Genomic DNA, 16,310 nt, shown 5'->3' with positions numbered 1-16,310 from the left:
CTAGATCTTGAGGGTCAGGTTCATGGCTTCGGCCAGGGCCTTGGCGCGGCGGCGGGTCTGTTCGCCTAGTAGCATATCGGCGTAACCCTCGGCGGCGGTTATCCGCAGCGCGCCCTTCTCGACGGTGGCGGCTGCGTTGGCCAGAAGCTGTGGTGAGCGGCCCGACAGATCGCAGGCCAGCCGCATGGCCAAACCTAGCGCACGGGCGCGCTTCTGGCCGGTTTCCGACAGCAGACGATCCACGGCGCCGGGCGACGGCGTCTTGGCCTCGCCGCCATAGCGGGCGTTCATGGCCACGGCCAGGAAGGCGCGTTCGGCGTGGGTTTGGCCCGGGATGGGTGAGCGCAGGACCTGATCGAAGACCAGATCAACCCGGTGGTCGGGGTGCAGGCGGGCGCCGAGGTCGGCCAAGCGACAGACCGAGGCGGTCAGCAGGGCGTCGCGCTCCTCGCCGAAGGCCTCGGGCATGGCCGAGACGACAGGCTGCAGCCAGCCGTCCAGCGCACGCGGCAGTGCCGGGTCCACGCCTTGACGACCGCCCCAGGCGGAGCAGCCGGCCAGCAGAGGATCGACCGCCGCCATCTCGGGTGACAGACCAGCGTAGAGCAGGCCCTCGCGCACGCCCCAGGCGGAGAAGGTGATGGACTTCAGGCCCAGGGCCTCGATCAGGCCATCCAGAACGAGGGCGGCGTAGGGCAGGGTCTCGGCCCGGCGCTTGGACACGCCGGGCAGTTTCTCGAGCGAAGCCTTGGACTGGCGCGCGACCAGACGGGTCAGATCACGGGCATCGGCGGCGCTCATGGCGTACTCATGGACGATCCGCAGCGGATGGTCGGTCTGGGCCATGTGCATCTGGGCCAGACTGCGCCAGGCCCCGCCGACGGCGTGCAGATCGGTCGTGGCGTAGGCGTCGGCGACGGGCGCCAGCCGCTTGGCGATACGGCTCCGCAGACGATCGACGTCGAAGCCCTTGGGATCGGTCAGGGCGAAGGGGCCGAGCGGCAGCGTCACGCCCTTGTCCAGCGGGCGGTTGCGGCCGCCGTTGCCGATGCGGGTCAGCTCCAGACTGGCGCCGCCCATGTCGGCGGCGACGCCGTTGGAGCCGGGGGCACCGGCCAGGACGCCGAGCGCCGAATAGCGGGCTTCTTCCTCCCCGCTGAGGACGCGGACCTGCAGGCCTGTTTCGGCGGCCACACGGGCGCAAAAGTCGGCGCCGTCTTCGGCTTCGCGCACGGCGGCGGTGGCGGCGATGATGGTCTGGTCCGGCTGGACGCCCTCGATCACGGCGGCGAAGCGGCGCAGGGCCGTCATGGCCGAGACCACGCCGGGAACGGAAAGGCGCCTGGTCGCCGCCAGGTCACGGCCCAGACCGGCCAGGACCTTTTCGTTGAACATGGTCCAGACGGCCCGGCCCTCCAGTCGGTAGAGGACCAGACGCACCGAGTTGGAGCCGATGTCGATGACCGCGATCTGACGCGAGGGATATTCCGCCTCGACGCCCATCAGCGGCGCTTCCGCGGCTTGAGACCCGAATAGGACAGGGCGCCGGGCAGGGTCTTCACCTTGCGGCCGCGGCCCGACAGGCTGGGATTGGTCATGAAATACTTGTGGGCCGAGAAGGGACGTTCAGGACCGGAGGGCGTGACGCGACGATAGGTTCCGTCGGCCTCCAGCACCCAGCTTTGGGCGTCGTCCTTCAGGTTGGCGACCATGATCTGATCCAGCACCTGATCGTGCACCGTTGCGTTCAGGATCGGCGTCATCAGCTCGACGCGGCGGTCCAGATTGCGCGGCATCCAGTCTGCGGATGAGATGTAGAGCTTGGCCTTGTTGCTGGGCAGGTCGTGACCGTTGGCGAAGGCGATGATCCGGCTATGCTCCAGGAAGCGGCCAACGATGGACTTGACCCGGATATTCTCGGACAGGCCCGGTACGCCGGGGCGCAGGCAGCATATGCCCCGGATGACCAGTTCGATGCGCACGCCCTGCTGGCTGGCGCGATACAGGGAGTCGATGATTTCAGGATCGACCAGGGCGTTCATCTTGGCCCAGATGGCGGCAGGCTTGCCCTTGGCGGCGGCCGACATCTCCTTGCCGATCATGTCGATCAGGCTGGACTTCATGTTCAACGGTGAGACGACCAAGGCCTCAAGCTCATCCGGTTCGGCGTAGCCGGTGATGTAGTTGAACACCCGGGTCGCATCCCGGCCCAGCACGGGGTCGCAGGTGAACAGGCTGAGGTCCGTGTAGATCTTGGCTGTCGTCGGGTGATAATTGCCGGTGCCGAAGTGGCAGTAGGTGCGCAGGGCGTCGCCTTCACGCCGCACCACCACGCTCAGCTTTGCGTGGGTCTTCCATTCCACGAAGCCGAAGACGACGTGGACGCCGGCTCGTTCCATCTGCCGCGCCCAGCGCAGGTTGGCCTCTTCGTCAAAGCGGGCCTTCAGCTCGATCAGGGCGGTGACGTTCTTGCCGTTCTCGGCCGCCTCGATGAGCGCGGCGACGATGGGGCTGTCCTTGGAGGTACGATAGAGGGTCTGCTTGATGGCGATGACGTTGGGATCGCGCGCCGCCTGCCGTAGGAACTGAACCACCACGTCGAAGCTCTCGAACGGGTGGTGGATCAGCATGTCCTTTTCGCGAACCGCCGCGAAGATGTCGCCGCCGTTGTCGCGGACACGCTCGGGATAGCGGGGCTCATAGCCCTTGAACTTCAGGTCCGGGTGGCCGCCGGGGATCAGTTCGGCCAGTTGCGCCAGGCCCAGCATCCCTTCAACCAGAACCACGTCCTGCGGCTGGGCGTGCAGTTCGGCGATGATGAAGTTGCGCAGGTCCTCGGGCATGGAGGCCTGGATCTTGATGCGGACAACCGAGCCCATGCGGCGCTGCTTCAGCGCCTCCTCGAACTCCATGACGAGGTCCTCGGCCTCTTCCTCGATCTCGATGTCCGAGTCACGGATCAGACGGAACAGCCCCTTCTCCAGGATTTCGCAGCCCGGGAAGAGATGGTCGATGAAGAGCAGCAGCAGGTTTTCCAGCGATACGAACCGCTTGCGGCCCGGCGCAGAGCGGCCATCGGTCGCCAGAGCCCAGAAGCGCCGCACCTGGGTCGGCACCGGCACCAGAGCGTAGAGGATGCGGTTGTCGCTGTTGCGGCGCAGTTTCAGCGCCAGGGAGAAGCCGAGGTTGGGCAGGAAAGGGAAGGGGTGGGCAGGGTCGATCGCCATCGGCGTCAGAACAGCGAACAGTTGGTTCAGGAACTCGGGTTCCAGCCGCTCGCGCTCGGTGCGAGTGATCTTGGAGCCTTCGACGACCTCGATGCCTGCGGCGGCCATTTCCTTGCGCAGGACGCGCCAGCGACGCTGCTGTTCGGCCATCAGGCCCCCGGCGGCGGCGTTGACCTGTTCCAGCTGCTCGGCGGGCGTCAGGCCGTCGGGCGAAACGACGCGGACGCGCTCGCGCACCTGACCCTTCAGGCCCGCTACGCGGGTCATGAAGAACTCATCAAGGTTGTTGGCCGAGATGGACAGGAAGCGGACCCGCTCGAGCAGCGGATGGCCCTCATTGGCGGCTTCTTCCAGCACGCGCCCGTTGAAGGCCAGCCAGGACAGCTCGCGATTGATGAAGCGCTCGGGCGAGTTCATCAGCGCTTCGGACAGTTCCAGCTGCGGGGCGCGCGAGGAGGGGACTTCCTCACCGGTGGTGTCGACGGCGATAGGCGCGATCTCGGTCATGTCGCTGTTGTCGCGCGGGCCTGTGACGGCTGCAACCGCGATATGGCGTTATTCGTCAGACAGTTCGTCGCTGTCACCTAGAACCTGACGGGCCAGAACGCGGGTGACCGGACGATGATAGGCGTCCAACTGATCGACGATGCGTTCGACGGCGGCTGCCGAGCGGTCGATGCGGCGGGCCAGATACTCGATGACCTCCTCGCCCGGCATGATGTTGCGGGTGGCAAAGGCGCGTTTCAGCATGGCCCCCAGCACGACGTCGTCGGGTGCTTCAATCCCCACGGTGCGGATGGCGTTCAGGCGGGAGCGCAGGTCGGGCAGGTCGCAGGCCCAGGCGGCGGGCGGATCACGGGACACCAGCAGAAGGGCGCCGCCGCCTGACTGCGTCAGGTTGATCAGATGGAACAGGCTCTCGTCGTCCGCATCCTGGGCGCGGTCCAGCAGGACGAACTGGCCCTCCAGCTCGATCGGATCGACCAGGGCGGCCTCGGCGCCGTGCAGGGCGACAGCGCCGGTGCGCTCGACCCAGGCGGCGGCCAGATGGCTCTTGCCGCTGCCGGGCGGGCCGAAGATCGACAGGATGGAACCGGCCATCTCGGGCCAGGTGGCCAGTACCGAGGTGGCCCTCGAATTGGATTCGGACACCACGAAATCCGTCGCGCGTTGCGACGCCTCCTGCCGCAGGGGCAGGCGAAGTTGCTGAATGTCCGAACCGAGGGTCGTCATGACGTGAACCATAGCAGAGGCCGTCAGAAGCGCTGTGGGCAGGTTCTCTGGGGCGGTGGACAACCTCGCGGCGCTGTGGATTTAGCCGCCAGCCTTGACTTTCCGGGGCGATGATGGGCCTTTCGCCCCTCCTAATTCACGCTGTTCTGCAGCCGTTTTCAGACGATATCCGATCATGCACGCCTATCGCACCCATACCTGCGGCGCCCTCCGTTCGACGGATGCGGGCGCGAATGTTCGCCTGTCGGGATGGGTTCACCGCAAGCGCGACCACGGTGGTCTGCTGTTCATCGACCTGCGCGACCATTACGGCCTGACGCAACTGGTGCTGCACCCGGAGACGCCGGGCTTTGAAGCCGTCGAACGTCTGCGCGCCGAAAGTGTCATCAAGATCGACGGCGAAGTGGTCAGCCGCTCGGCTGAAACCACCAACGCCAACCTGCCCACGGGCGAGATCGAAGTGCGCGTCCTGTCGGTCGAGGTTCTGTCGGAAGCCGCCGAACTGCCACTGCCGGTCTTCGGCGAGCCGGAGTACCCGGAAGAGATTCGCCTCAAGAACCGCTTCCTGGACCTGCGTCGCGAGACCCTGCACAAGAACATCGTCCTGCGCTCCAAGGTTATCCACTCGATCCGCCAGCGCATGGTCGAGCAGGGCTTCCTTGAGTATCAGACCCCGATCCTGACGGCCTCGTCGCCGGAAGGCGCACGCGACTTCCTGGTGCCGTCGCGCATGCACCCGGGCAAATTCTACGCCCTGCCGCAGGCCCCGCAGCAGTTCAAGCAGCTGCTGATGGTCTCGGGCTTCGACCGTTACTTCCAGATCGCCCCCTGCTTCCGCGACGAAGACCTGCGCGCGGACCGTTCGCTGGAATTCTACCAGCTCGACGTCGAGATGAGCTTCGTGACGCAAGAAGACGTCTTCGCCGCCATCGAACCGCTGATGAACGGCGTCTTCAACGAGTTCGGCGAGGGCAAGCCGGTTTCGCCCATTGACGGGACCCATACCTTCACCAACGACTTCGGCCAGACCTTTGAGCACAAGGGCTTCGAGCGTCTGACCTATGCCCAGTCGATGAAGTGGTACGGTTCGGACAAGCCGGACCTGCGCAACCCGATCAAGATGCAGGACGTGTCGGACCACTTCCGCGACGGCGGCTTCGGCCTGTTCGCCAAGATCCTGGGCGCTGACGCCAAGAACGCCGTCTGGGCCATCCCGGCCCCGACCGGCGGTTCGCGCGCTTTCTGCGACCGCATGAACTCGTGGGCGCAGGGCGAAGGCCAGCCGGGTCTGGGCTACATCTTCTGGTCGGACGATCAGCAGGCCTGGGGCGGCCCGATCGCCAAGAACCTCGGTCAGGAGCCGACCGAGGCCCTGATGGCCTCGCTGGGCCTCGGCAAGGGCGACGCAGCCTTCTTCACCGCCGGCGACCCCGCCGTCTTCGCTAAGTTCGCCGGCCTGGCCCGCACCCGCGTGGGCACGGAGCTGAAACTGGTCGATGAAGAGCAGTTCAAGTTCTGCTGGATCGTCGATTTCCCGATGTTCGAGTGGTCGGAGGAAGAGAAGAAGGTCGACTTCAGCCACAACCCGTTCTCGATGCCGCAGGGCGGGATGGAGGCCCTGGAGACCCAGGACCCGCTGACCATCCGCGCCTACCAGTACGACATCGTCTGCAACGGCTATGAGCTGTGCTCGGGCGCGATCCGGAACCACAAGGCCGAGATCATGCTCAAGGCCTTCGAGATCGCCGGCTATGACGCCTCGGTGGTCGAGGAGCAGTTCGGCGGCATGCTGAACGCCTTCCGCTTCGGCGCCCCGCCGCACGGCGGTCTGGCCCCCGGCATCGACCGCATCGTCATGCTGCTGGCCAATCAGACGGCCATCCGCGAGGTCATCGCCTTCCCGCTGAACCAGCAGGGCCAGGACCTGCTGATGAGCGCGCCCGCCGAGGCTGCCGACAAGCAACTGAAGGAACTGTCGATCCGCACCGCCCTGCCGCTCAAGTAAGCGGCGTCGCGGCGTTGAATTGAAAAGGGCGGCCTTCGCGGGCCGCCCTTTCTTGTTTGGATTGCCGCGTCAGTTGCCGGAAGCGATGACCAGATTACGCTGGCGAGGCGGGATCGGCGGCGCGGGCGGGGCCGGGGGCGTGCGGATGACGCGAATGCTGGCGCCGCCGCACGAGCGCACGGTCAGGCCGCCCGGCAGGCGGGTCGCGCCGTCGCCGCAGGCATCGTGCACTTGATCCTGGGTCAGGCCGCGCGCGCCGGACAGGTCGGCCCCGCGAATGTCGGTTCGGTTCATCGATGCGCCCGAGAAGTTGGCGCGGTCGAAACTGGCGCCGGTCAGGCGAGCGCTGTCCAGCGAAGCATTGTTGAACTTGGCGTTGTCGAACACGCCGTTGCTCAGGTTGGAGGCGTTGATTTCGGCGTTGGAGAAGTCGGCGCCGACCGCGCGGACATTGGCGAGGGTGGAACCGAACATCTCGCTGCTGTTGAACTTGGCGCGGATCAGAACGGCGCGGTTAAAGTTGGCGCCGTTCAATTCGGCGGATGACAGGTTGGCGTCCTGGAAATTCGTGCCGATCAGGTTGGCCCCGGTGGCTTCTGCCCCGGCCAGATTGGCGCTGGTGAAGACGGCGTTGGTAAAGCTGGCGCCGACCATTTCGACGCCGCGCATGTCTGCGCGGCTGAAGTCGGCGCCGGCGAAGTTGGAGCCGATCAGCTCGGCTCCGCGCAGGGTGGCGCCGACCAGGGTGGCGTTTGTGAAGCTGGCGCCGGTGAAGGTGGCGCCTGACAGGTCACGCCCCGACAACTCGCAGCGGTTGCAACTGCCGCCCAACGACACCATCCGCGCCACGTCGCGATCCTGCATCTGCGACAGGTTCACCACCCCGGCGAAGGCGGGGGCGGCGACCAGCAGACCGGACAGGGCTGCGGCGGCGGGGGCCAGGCTACGAAGGAGGTCGAACGAGCGTTTCATCACCCTGTCTAGATGCGCCTGTCGCTCGAAAAACCCTACTTAAATCGTGGTAACGATGGCGACCTTCAGCAGGCCGGAATACGCAGCCCCAACGGCAGGACCGTGGCGTCGTCGCCGCAAGCCTGATTGAGCTGGCTCTGGGTCAGGCCTACGGCGCGGCCTAGTTGCGCGCCGGACAGGTTGGTCCCGCTGAGCCTGGCTCCCGACATGGTGGAGCCATCCAGATAGGCGCCGACGAAGCTGGCGTTGGTCAGGTCGGCTCCTGAGAAGTTCGATCCCGAAAAGACGCCGCCATAGGCTTCCACATCGCGCATGTCGGCGCGCGAGAAGCGGGTGCGGTTCATCACGGTCAGGCTGAGGTCGGCCTGACGCAGGCGGGCGCCGGCCAAGTTTAGACCGCGCACCTCCATGCCCGAGAAATCGCCCTGGAACAGGTTGCAGCCGGCGCAACTGGCGCCGCCGCGCACGCGACTGATCTGCGAGGCGTTCTGGGCGATGGCGGGCAGGGCCGTAGCGGCGACCAACGAGGCGACGAGTGCGATTGCGAGACGGTTCATGCGAAGGCTCCGGGATTTGAGCCCTTCACAGCAAGAAGCGGGCCGAAACCGTTGCTGGCTCAGCCCTGCATCTGAGGCGCAGCCCCGCAGGTGTCGCAAATCCAGCCGCCGTCGCGGTTCTGGAGGGAAAGGTCGCCGCATCCGGGACAGGCGACGGCCTCGGTCGGCTGGGCGTCGCGCGGGGTCTCGGTCTTGCGTCCAAATGGGACGACGACGAGGTTGTCGGGCGTCGCGCCGCGGGCGAAACCCTTGGAGATGAAGCGCGCTGCCGGCACCGGTTCGGCGTCGTTGGTTGCGACCGACCCCAGACCGTCCGGGTTGCCCTCGGGCTCGGCGTTGGCCAGTTCCTGACGCTCCAGATAGGAGACGCCCAGCTCGCGGAAGATGTAGTCGAGGATCGAGGTCGCGGAACGGATCGAATCATTGCCGGTGACGCGCCCGGCGGGCTCGAACCGGGTGAAGACGAAGGCGTCGACGAACTCGTCCAGCGGCACGCCGTATTGCAGACCGATCGAGATGGCGATGGCGAAGTTGTTCATCAGGCTGCGGAAGGCGGCGCCTTCCTTGTGCATGTCGATGAAGATCTCGCCCAGTTCGCCGTCTTCGTATTCGCCGGTGTGGATATAGACTTTGTGGCCGCCGACAGCGGCCTTCTGGATATAGCCCTTGCGGCGGTCGGGCAGTTTGCGGCGGGTGCGGTCGCGCTCGACGACCTTCTCCACCACGCGCTCGACGGGCTTGGGTTCGGGCTCGATACGGCGCTGTACCGGCGCGTCGGGCTCGGGCAGGTCCAGCCGGAAGTCGGCGGGCGGCGCGGCGCGGCGCAGGACCACGGCGCGGCGGCCGTCGCGAGCTGCCTGACCCAGGGCGCGGGCGGCTTGAAGCGATCCCGCGCGCCAGTCGATCAGGTGGGGCGTGATGTCGGGCGCATCGCTGAAGGGCTCGACCGCGCGACGCAGTTCGTCTTCGAAGGCGGCAGGATCAGCCAGCAGGCCTTGCAGGGTCTCGGGGGCGGCGTCCCAGCTGGACAGGTCGGAATGGCCAAAGGCGGCGGCGCGGGCCGCCTCTATGGCGGCGGCGTCGAACCCCAGACGGGGCAGCAGGTCGTCGGCATCCTCGACCGACAGGCCCAGGACATCGCCAATAAAGCCCGCGTCCAGCACGGGCGGAGCGAACACTGCCGACAACTGGTCGGTCTGCGACAGGGCCAGTTCGACGGCGTCGAGCTCTACGTCGGTGAAGCCGAGATCGCGCAAGGCCGAATGGTTGACGCCCGGCGCGCCCATCAGGGTGCGGCGACCGAACAGGCGGCGTTCGGCGTCGTCGATGTCGCCGCCGGCGCGGGCGATGGCGCGAGCCAGGGCTGGGCGCAGACGGCGTTCGGTCTCTCCGTCCTCCGTCTGGAACAGGTCGACAGCGCTGAAGGGCGAGGCGCCGAGCCGCAGTTCAAGCTCTGCATCACGCACGAACAGGTTGATGGCGGCGTGGCGACGGCCATGGCGCGTCAGGGCGGGAAGGTTTTGGCCACGCTGGGTGGCCAGGTCCACCGCCTCATCCTTGACCGCGTCCCATTCGGCGCAGGGGCCGAGAAGGGCGGCGATCTCGCTGGATGCGGCGCTGGCGACGGCGGAGATGCGGTCGCCGACCGTCGCGGCGAGGGCGGTCGCCTTCTCGGCGTCGATCGTTACAGCCCAGTCAGCCAGGCCGGACAGGCCCAGGGCGATGGGACGGGCCGACTCGCGGCGGCGATCGGTCGTGGCGGCGGGCTTGCAGGCGGTCTCGATCTCCAGGGCGATGACCCAGAGACGCGTCAGGTCATCCATCGCCTCATCGAAGGCGTCGCCGGTCAGGGCGGCCAGCGTCGGCAGGCAGAGAGCGGCGCGGGCCTCCAGGTCGACGCAGGCGAGGGCCTCGGCGTCGCGCGGGGTGAAGGCGAGGGCTAGATCCCCTTCCAGCGCGGCCTCAGCCACGACTAGGGCTTCAGGGCCGCCCGAGGCGATGGCGTCACGCTGAGCCAGGACGGACTGCACGGGGCGGACGGCCGGGCCGGGGAGGGCGATGGCGGGGCTTTCCCCCTCGGCGGCGCGGATGATGTCGGCGTCGCTGGCGCCGCAGCGGCGGGCGATCAGGGCTGCGCGCGCCAGGGCCGGATTGCGGGCAGGGTCGGCGCAGGCGTCGCGCGGTCCCTCGCAGCGGTCCACGGAGTCGGCGACGGTGTGCAGGGCTTCGGACAGGGCTTCAGCGGCGCGCACGGACAAACGTTCGCCACGTCGCGCGGCGGTCAGGTCGACCAGACGCGGTGCGGCGCCGGGTTCGCTCAGGGCGATGAAAGGGGCAACTGCTGTGTGGGCGTAGGTCGTGCCGGGCGCGGCGAGGCCCAGAAGCAGGCAGGCCGCCAGTTCGACGGCAAAGGTCTCAGCGTCCTCGGTTGTAGCGAATAGGCCTTGTGCACGGCCCCAGGCGGCCAGGCGACGCGCCCAGCGCTGCGCGGCGCCGCCCAGCCAGGCGTCATGGTCTTCGTCCAGCGCGGCCACGCCCTCTGGTAGATCGTCCGGCAGGTTTTCGGCCCAGTCCAGCCAGGCTTCCACGCGAACGTCCGTCCAACTGGCGGGTGCGACAGTCGACGTCACGACACCGGGGCGCTCAATGACGCGCGGGTCCAGCGCGACGAAGGCGGCGAAGTCGAAAAATCGGGGCTTGATGCGCATCACAACGTCTCCGCGCGTGTCCTGATCGCGACATTAACGACGTCGTGAGAGGCCTTTCAATAAATCTTGGGCCTGAGGGGCGGGTTACCCCCAAGATGTTGATGGCGGGCGGCGACGCTCCATGCCCGTCTCGGGCTGGACGCGGACGGCTGCGGTTTCTATGATCGCGCTGCGTCGTCGGACCTCCCCGAGCGGCGGGATGCAAGTGAGTACGACGACGTGCTGAGCAAGATCTTCACCTGGTGGAACGGCGCCACGATCGGCACCCTGTTCACCATCGGCAAACGCGGCCAACTGGTCGGCACGGACGAGTTCGGCAACCGCTATTACCAGTCGCGCGACAACGTCAGCTATGACGGGCGCAAGCGTCGCTGGGTCATCTATGACGGCTATGCCGAGGCGTCGAAGGTTCCGCCGGAATGGCAGGGCTGGCTGCGCTACACCTATGACGAAACCCCGGTCGAGAAGCCGCTCCCGCGTCGGGCCTGGGAAAAGGATCACCTGCCGAACCTGACGGGCACGCCGATGGCGTGGCGTCCGCAGGGCTCGCTGGCCAACGAAGGCAAGCGCCCTGCCGCGACCGGCGACTACCAGGCCTGGAGCCCGGAATGACTGCACGCCGCCTCCTGCTTGTCGGCGTGGCCGCAGCGGGACTGGCGGTCGCGGGCGCTGGCATGACCAGCGCCCTGATGGACCTGCCGCAGGACGCCGTTCCGGTTCAGGATCCAGTCGGCGACCTGATGCGCAACACCAATCGCGCGCCGGCGGCTCCGACGACGTCGACGTCGCCTGCCGCCCAACCCGCATCGGCCCCGACGGCCCCTGCTGTCGTTCCGACGCCGGTTCCGGGCGCGCCTGCCGCGCCGCTCGGCGCCGAAGTCGCCGCCGTTCAGGAAGAGGCCCCGACCGAAGCCGAGGCTGAGGCGAAGCCCGAAGCCGCCAAGCCTGTCGCCGCGACGGTCGCCACCCCGGGCCGACGTCAGCGCCGCCCCATTGCCATTGTGCACGCCATCGACAAGGTCACGGCCGAATCGATGCTGTTCGAGGTCGAGATCGGCGGTCGCCCCGTGCGCTTCAACAAGACCCTGATCTTCAGCGCTCGCGCCTGCGAGGTCTCGGCTTCGGACGAACAAACCGAAGACGCCATCGCCTATCTGGAAGTCGGGGTTCAACCACGCGGTATCGCCGTGCCGACCGAGGCGCGCCAGATCTTCAAGGGCTGGATGTTCGCCTCGTCGCCCGCCATTAGCGGTTTGCAACACCCGATCTATGACGCCTGGGTGGTCGGCTGTAAGGCGTAGGCCACGGCTTCCGCGCCCGTCAGGGGCGCGGTCAGGGCCGATTTATCCGGCGTCAGACGCAGGGCGGGCTTAAGTAGCCGCAGATAGGTCGCCTGCGGCGTCTCCACGGCGCCGAACTGGCTGAGATGCTCGGTCAGGAACTGGGCGTCCAGAAGACTCCATCCGCCTTTGCGCAGTCGCGCTGCCAGATGCACCAGGGCGACCTTTGACGCGTCCCGCGCTCGGCTGAACATACTCTCGCCGAAGAAGGCGCCGCCCAGCGTCACGCCATAGAGGCCGCCGACCAGGACCTCGTCCTGCCAGCACTCGAGGCTGTGTGCGTGGCCGCGCGCGTGCAGTTCCAGATAGAGACGGCGGATCGGATCATTGATCCAGGTGTCCTCACGCCCCGGCATTGAGGCGGCGCAGGCGTCCAGCACGGCGGCGAAGGCCGTATCGACGCGCACCTGATAGGGCTCGCCCCGAACGGTGCGGCGCAGGCGTGTGGGAATGTGAAAGCGATCCAGCGGCACAACGCCCCGCTGGTCAGGCTCGACCAGAAACACGCGAGGATCGTCGCGTGCCTCGGCCATCGGAAAGACGCCGCGAGCGTAGCAGGCCAGCAACTCCTCGGGTCCGAAGACGCTGGAGGGGTTGCTGGCGCTGAACTCGGGGTCGTCCAAGAGGGGTTAGGCCTTGGCCTTCTGGGCGGCGGCCCACTTCTCCAGCCAGTGGATGTCGTAGTCGCCCGACAGGATGTCGGGCTCGGCCAACAGCTTCTGGAACAGGGGGATGGTCGTGTCGACGCCGCCAATGACCATTTCACCGAGGCTGCGCTTGAGGCGGGCCAAGGCTTCCTCCCGGTCGCGGCCGTGCACGATCAGCTTGCCGATGAGGCTGTCGTAATAAGGCGGGATCGAATAGCCGGCGTAGATGGCGCTATCCAGACGCACGCCCAGGCCGCCTGGGGCGTGGAAGTCCGTGATCGTGCCCGGCGACGGGGTGAAGGTCTCGGCGTTTTCAGCGTTGATTCGCACCTCGATGGAGTGACCTTCGAAGTGAATGTCGTCCTGGGTGAAGGACAGCGGCAGGCCGGCGGCGATGCGAACCTGTTCGCGGACCAGGTCGACGCCCGTGATCATTTCCGTGACCGGGTGTTCGACCTGCAGGCGGGTGTTCATCTCGATGAAGAAGAACTCGCCGTCTTCCCACAGGAACTCGATGGTGCCGACGCCCAGGTAGCCGATGGCTGCGATGGCCTTGTTGACCGTCTCGCCGATCTTCTTGCGACCTTCGGCCGACAGGGCGGGCGAGGGGGCCTCTTCCAGCACCTTCTGGTGGCGGCGCTGCAGCGAGCAGTCGCGTTCGCCCAGGTGAACGACGTTGCCGTGGCTGTCGGCGATGACCTGGATCTCGATGTGACGCGGCTTCTGGAGGTAACGCTCCATATAGACGGCGCCGTTGCCGAAGGCGGCCTTGGCCTCGGTCTGGGCCGTCTGCACGGCCTCGACCAGATCGTCAGGCGTGAGCGCGACCTTCATGCCGCGACCGCCGCCGCCAGCGGCGGCCTTGACGATCAGCGGGAAGCCGATGGTCTTGGACGCCTCGATGGCGGCCTCCACGGTTTCCACTTCGCCGTCAGAACCTGGGACGACGGGGATGCCCGCGTCCATGACCGTCTTCTTGGCGGTGATCTTGTCGCCCATGACCCGGATGTGCTCGGGCTTGGGGCCGATGAAGGTCAGGCCGTGGGCCTCGATGATCTCGGCGAAGCGGGCGTTTTCCGACAGGAAGCCATAGCCCGGGTGGATCGCCTGGGCGCCGGTGATTTCCGCCGCCGCGATGATCTGCGGGATGTTCAGATAGGACTTGGCCGCCGGCGCGGGGCCGATGCAGACGCTTTCGTCCGCCAGCCGCACCCACATGGCGCCGCGGTCGGCTTCGGAGTGCACGGCGACGGTGGAGATGCCCATCTCCTTGCACGCCCGGTGGATGCGCAGGGCGATTTCGCCGCGGTTGGCGATCAGGACCTTGGTGAACATGACTGGGCTCAGGCTTCCAGCAGGACCAGGGCTTCGCCGAACTCGACCGGCTGGGCGTCGCCGACCAGGATTTCCGACACGACGCCGTCACGCGGGGCCTGGATCGGGTTCATCGTCTTCATGGCTTCGACGATCAGCAGGGTCTGGCCCTTTTTGACCTTGTCGCCCGGCTTCACGAACTGCGGGGCTTCCGGCGAGGGTTGCAGGTATGCGGTGCCGACCATCGGCGACTTCACCTCTTCACCCTTCCGCGAGACGATGGTGGCCGGGTCCGACGGCATCGAGGCCGGGACGGCGGCGGCGACCGGCGCAGCGTGGGCGATCGGAGCCGGGGCGGCGGCGTACTGGATAGGCGCGGCGGCGACGGTGACTTCGCGCTTCACCTTGATCTTCAGATCGCCGCGCTCGACTTCGATCTCGGTCAGGTCAGTGTCATTCAGGATGTCGGCCAGGCTGCGGATCAGGCCGGCGTCGATGGCGTCGTTCTTGTGCTTGTCGTCGGACATGGTGTGTCTCTCTTCAGGTCTTGGGCGAACGAGCCCCGGCCGCAGCGCGTTCCCGCGCCAGCCGAAGGGCGGCCTTGACGGCCAGTTCGTAGCTGTGGGGGCCGAAGCCCGAAATGACGCCGGTTGCAACCAGCGAAACATAGGAATGACGCCGGAAATCCTCGCGCGCGGCGGGGTTCGACAGGTGGCATTCAACGACGGGGACGCTGAGGGTTTTCAACGCATCCAGCAGGGCCACGGAAGTATGGGTGAAGGCGGCGGGATTGATCACCAGGGCACAAGCTTCGTTGCGCGCCTCATGAATCCAGTCGACCAACTGTCCTTCGTGGTTGGATTGACAGAACACGACGCGCGCATCGCCTGCGGCGGCCTCGCACAGGGCCTGAACATCGGCCAGGGTTTCGTGGCCATAGATGTCGGGCTCCCGAACCCCGAGGAGGTTCAGGTTGGGGCCGTTCAGGACGTAAAGGACAGGGGCTTCGGGCATTCGCTCGGAAAACTGGCGCTCACGACCGCGCGGATTCGGTCGGGCGTTGTAGCTCAGGTCGAGCCGGACGCAAAGCGGGCTGATGATGATGTTGACCTAAGGTCACGCGGTCGACGCCAGGCAGGGTAGTTCGACGGTAGCCACGGCCTGGGCCGCCAGGCCCTCGCTGCGACCGGTGAAGCCCAGGCCCTCTGTCGTCGTGGCCTTGACGCTGACGGCGTCGAGCGGAAGCTTCAGCAGGTCGGCGAGGCGTTCGCGCATGGCTTGGCGATGCGGCTTCACCTTGGGCTGCTCGCAGATCAGGGTGACGTCCACATTCACTATCCGCCCGCCGCGAGCGGCGACGCGCTCGGCGGCGTAAACCAGAAAGCGGTCGGACGAAGCGCCCTTCCATTGCGGATCGCTGGGCGGGAAGTGATCGCCGATGTCGCCGTCGGCGATTGCGCCGAGGATGGCGTCGGTCAGGGCGTGCAGGCCCGCATCCGCGTCCGAGTGGCCAACCAGGGTCTGATCGTGGGGAATCTCGACGCCGCACAGCCAGACCGAAGTTCCAGGGCCCCAGCGATGCACGTCATAGCCTTGGCCGATGCGGGTCGTCTTGGGCGCAAAAGCCTCGGCCATGGCGAAATCCTCGGGGTAGGTCAGTTTCATCAAGCGGGCGTCGCCCTCGACGATACGAACACGTCCGCCGGCGCGCTCGACCACGGCGGCTTCGTCGGTGGGGGCGTCAGGTCCAGCCCAGGCGGCGTAGGCGTCACGGATGGTTTTCAGGCGGAAGGCTTGCGGCGTCTGGGCGCGCCACAGCCCATCACGCTCGACCCCGCCGACGACCAGACCATCGACCCCGCGGCGCAGGCTGTCGGCCACGGGCAGGGCGGGCAGGGCGCCGTCAGCGTCGGCCAAGGCTTCCAGCAGACGGCCGATCACGGCAGCGCTCAGGAAGGGACGAGCGGCGTCGTGGATTAACACCGGAGTGTCGCCAGCGAGTTCAAAGGCGGCCAGGCCGGCCTGAACCGAAGCGGCCCGCGTGGCGCCGCCCGCGACGGTGCGCCATCCCGACAGGCCGGCGAGGGCCTCTGCGGCGCGTGGCTCGGCGCCGGGCGCGACAACGACGATGACCGAATCCGCTCCGGCCGACAGCAGGGCCTCTACCGACCAACGCACCATTGGCCGGCCGCCGACGGCGCGCCATTGTTTGTCTCCACCGGCCCTGGAGCCTGAGCCGGCGGCCACTACGATTGCTGAGAATGCCATGTCGGCCTTCTAAGCGCCCCAGTTCCGCTTGACGAGAGG

Annotated in this window: 14 protein-coding genes; 3 read left to right on the top strand and 11 right to left on the bottom strand. The window is 67.2% G+C overall.

Annotated features, from left to right (window positions below; genetic code table 11):
- From ACIQTU_RS09580 to ACIQTU_RS09570, 3 genes are read right to left on the bottom strand one after another with little or no spacing between them, the layout of a single operon-like run.
- Window positions 1–1,503, bottom strand: coding sequence for a Ppx/GppA family phosphatase (locus tag ACIQTU_RS09580; protein WP_400545814.1), 1,503 nt, complete (start codon window positions 1,501–1,503; stop codon window positions 1–3).
- Window positions 1,503–3,734 carry an RNA degradosome polyphosphate kinase gene (locus tag ACIQTU_RS09575; RefSeq protein ID WP_400545812.1) on the bottom strand — a complete coding sequence of 744 codons (2,232 nt, stop codon included), beginning with the start codon at window positions 3,732–3,734 and terminating at the stop codon, window positions 1,503–1,505. Before ACIQTU_RS09575 ends, ACIQTU_RS09580 begins: the two co-directional genes overlap by 1 nt.
- Window positions 3,735–3,782: 48 nt before the next feature.
- Window positions 3,783–4,460 (bottom strand): chromosomal replication initiator DnaA, encoded by a 678-nt coding sequence (locus ACIQTU_RS09570; protein WP_400545809.1) that lies wholly within the window; start codon window positions 4,458–4,460, stop codon window positions 3,783–3,785.
- A 175-nt stretch (window positions 4,461–4,635) separates the two neighbouring features.
- On the opposite strand from ACIQTU_RS09570, the gene aspS reads away from it, so the two are divergent.
- Entirely contained in the window at window positions 4,636–6,465 is a 1,830-nt protein-coding gene (aspS, locus tag ACIQTU_RS09565) for an aspartate--tRNA ligase (RefSeq protein ID WP_400545806.1), read from the top strand.
- Window positions 6,466–6,534: 69 nt separating this feature from the next.
- Here aspS and ACIQTU_RS09560 read toward each other — a convergent pair whose 3' ends face one another.
- From ACIQTU_RS09560 to ACIQTU_RS09550, 3 genes are all read right to left on the bottom strand, one after another.
- Complete coding sequence (locus tag ACIQTU_RS09560) at window positions 6,535–7,437, bottom strand: pentapeptide repeat-containing protein (protein WP_400545803.1); 903 nt, start codon at window positions 7,435–7,437, stop codon at window positions 6,535–6,537.
- Between the two features lie 65 nt (window positions 7,438–7,502).
- A complete protein-coding gene (locus tag ACIQTU_RS09555) occupies window positions 7,503–7,994 on the bottom strand; it encodes a pentapeptide repeat-containing protein (protein ID WP_400545800.1) in 492 nt (163 codons plus the stop codon).
- Between the two features lie 59 nt (window positions 7,995–8,053).
- A complete protein-coding gene (locus tag ACIQTU_RS09550) occupies window positions 8,054–10,702 on the bottom strand; it encodes a TSCPD domain-containing protein (RefSeq protein WP_400545797.1) in 2,649 nt (882 codons plus the stop codon).
- Window positions 10,703–10,921: 219 nt separating this feature from the next.
- Between ACIQTU_RS09550 and ACIQTU_RS09545 the strand changes: the two genes are divergently transcribed.
- Together ACIQTU_RS09545 and ACIQTU_RS09540 are read left to right on the top strand one after the other, a co-directional pair.
- On the top strand, window positions 10,922–11,314 hold the full coding sequence (locus ACIQTU_RS09545; RefSeq protein ID WP_400545794.1) for an NADH:ubiquinone oxidoreductase subunit NDUFA12: 393 nt from the start codon (window positions 10,922–10,924) through the stop codon (window positions 11,312–11,314).
- Window positions 11,311–12,003 carry a DUF2155 domain-containing protein gene (locus tag ACIQTU_RS09540; protein WP_400545791.1) on the top strand — a complete coding sequence of 231 codons (693 nt, stop codon included), beginning with the start codon at window positions 11,311–11,313 and terminating at the stop codon, window positions 12,001–12,003. The genes ACIQTU_RS09545 and ACIQTU_RS09540 overlap by 4 nt, the downstream gene beginning before the upstream one ends.
- On the opposite strand, the gene aat is transcribed toward ACIQTU_RS09540, so the two are convergent.
- The 5 genes from aat to ACIQTU_RS09515 form a co-directional block, all read right to left on the bottom strand.
- Window positions 11,970–12,665, bottom strand: a complete 696-nt coding sequence (aat, locus tag ACIQTU_RS09535) for a leucyl/phenylalanyl-tRNA--protein transferase (protein WP_400545788.1) — start codon at window positions 12,663–12,665, stop codon at window positions 11,970–11,972. The two genes, ACIQTU_RS09540 and aat, sit on opposite strands and share 34 nt — an antisense overlap.
- Before the next feature lie 6 nt (window positions 12,666–12,671).
- Window positions 12,672–14,024 carry an acetyl-CoA carboxylase biotin carboxylase subunit gene (gene accC, locus ACIQTU_RS09530; protein ID WP_400545785.1) on the bottom strand — a complete coding sequence of 451 codons (1,353 nt, stop codon included), beginning with the start codon at window positions 14,022–14,024 and terminating at the stop codon, window positions 12,672–12,674.
- An 8-nt stretch (window positions 14,025–14,032) separates the two neighbouring features.
- Window positions 14,033–14,530: an acetyl-CoA carboxylase biotin carboxyl carrier protein gene (gene accB / locus ACIQTU_RS09525; RefSeq protein WP_400545782.1), complete on the bottom strand. Its 498-nt coding sequence runs from the start codon at window positions 14,528–14,530 to the stop codon at window positions 14,033–14,035.
- 13 nt (window positions 14,531–14,543) lie between these two features.
- A complete protein-coding gene (gene aroQ, locus ACIQTU_RS09520) occupies window positions 14,544–15,017 on the bottom strand; it encodes a type II 3-dehydroquinate dehydratase (RefSeq protein ID WP_400545779.1) in 474 nt (157 codons plus the stop codon).
- Between the two features lie 102 nt (window positions 15,018–15,119).
- Window positions 15,120–16,271 (bottom strand): bifunctional 2-C-methyl-D-erythritol 4-phosphate cytidylyltransferase/2-C-methyl-D-erythritol 2,4-cyclodiphosphate synthase, encoded by a 1,152-nt coding sequence (locus ACIQTU_RS09515; RefSeq protein ID WP_400545776.1) that lies wholly within the window; start codon window positions 16,269–16,271, stop codon window positions 15,120–15,122.
- Window positions 16,272–16,310 lie beyond the last annotated feature (39 nt).

The organism is Brevundimonas sp. NPDC090276, from assembly GCF_044772165.1.
Classification (GTDB): Bacteria; Pseudomonadota; Alphaproteobacteria; order Caulobacterales; family Caulobacteraceae; genus Brevundimonas.
Note: the sequence above shows the minus strand (reverse complement) of the source record. Positions and strands in the feature narration are given on the sequence as shown.

Excerpts from the sequence above, each read along its gene's own strand:
- ACIQTU_RS09540 (WP_400545791.1), top strand. The coding sequence starts at position 11,311 with ATGACTGCACGCCGCCTCCTGCTTGTCGGCGTGGCCGCAGCGGGACTG.
- ACIQTU_RS09570 (WP_400545809.1), bottom strand. The coding sequence starts at position 4,460 with ATGACGACCCTCGGTTCGGACATTCAGCAACTTCGCCTGCCCCTGCGG.
- ACIQTU_RS09555 (WP_400545800.1), bottom strand. The coding sequence starts at position 7,994 with ATGAACCGTCTCGCAATCGCACTCGTCGCCTCGTTGGTCGCCGCTACG.
- ACIQTU_RS09515 (WP_400545776.1), bottom strand. The coding sequence starts at position 16,271 with ATGGCATTCTCAGCAATCGTAGTGGCCGCCGGCTCAGGCTCCAGGGCC.
- ACIQTU_RS09575 (WP_400545812.1), bottom strand. The coding sequence starts at position 3,734 with ATGACCGAGATCGCGCCTATCGCCGTCGACACCACCGGTGAGGAAGTC.
- ACIQTU_RS09580 (WP_400545814.1), bottom strand. The coding sequence starts at position 1,503 with ATGGGCGTCGAGGCGGAATATCCCTCGCGTCAGATCGCGGTCATCGAC.
- aroQ (WP_400545779.1), bottom strand. The coding sequence starts at position 15,017 with ATGCCCGAAGCCCCTGTCCTTTACGTCCTGAACGGCCCCAACCTGAAC.
- ACIQTU_RS09550 (WP_400545797.1), bottom strand. The coding sequence starts at position 10,702 with ATGCGCATCAAGCCCCGATTTTTCGACTTCGCCGCCTTCGTCGCGCTG.
- accC (WP_400545785.1), bottom strand. The coding sequence starts at position 14,024 with ATGTTCACCAAGGTCCTGATCGCCAACCGCGGCGAAATCGCCCTGCGC.
- ACIQTU_RS09560 (WP_400545803.1), bottom strand. The coding sequence starts at position 7,437 with ATGAAACGCTCGTTCGACCTCCTTCGTAGCCTGGCCCCCGCCGCCGCA.
- accB (WP_400545782.1), bottom strand. The coding sequence starts at position 14,530 with ATGTCCGACGACAAGCACAAGAACGACGCCATCGACGCCGGCCTGATC.
- aspS (WP_400545806.1), top strand. The coding sequence starts at position 4,636 with ATGCACGCCTATCGCACCCATACCTGCGGCGCCCTCCGTTCGACGGAT.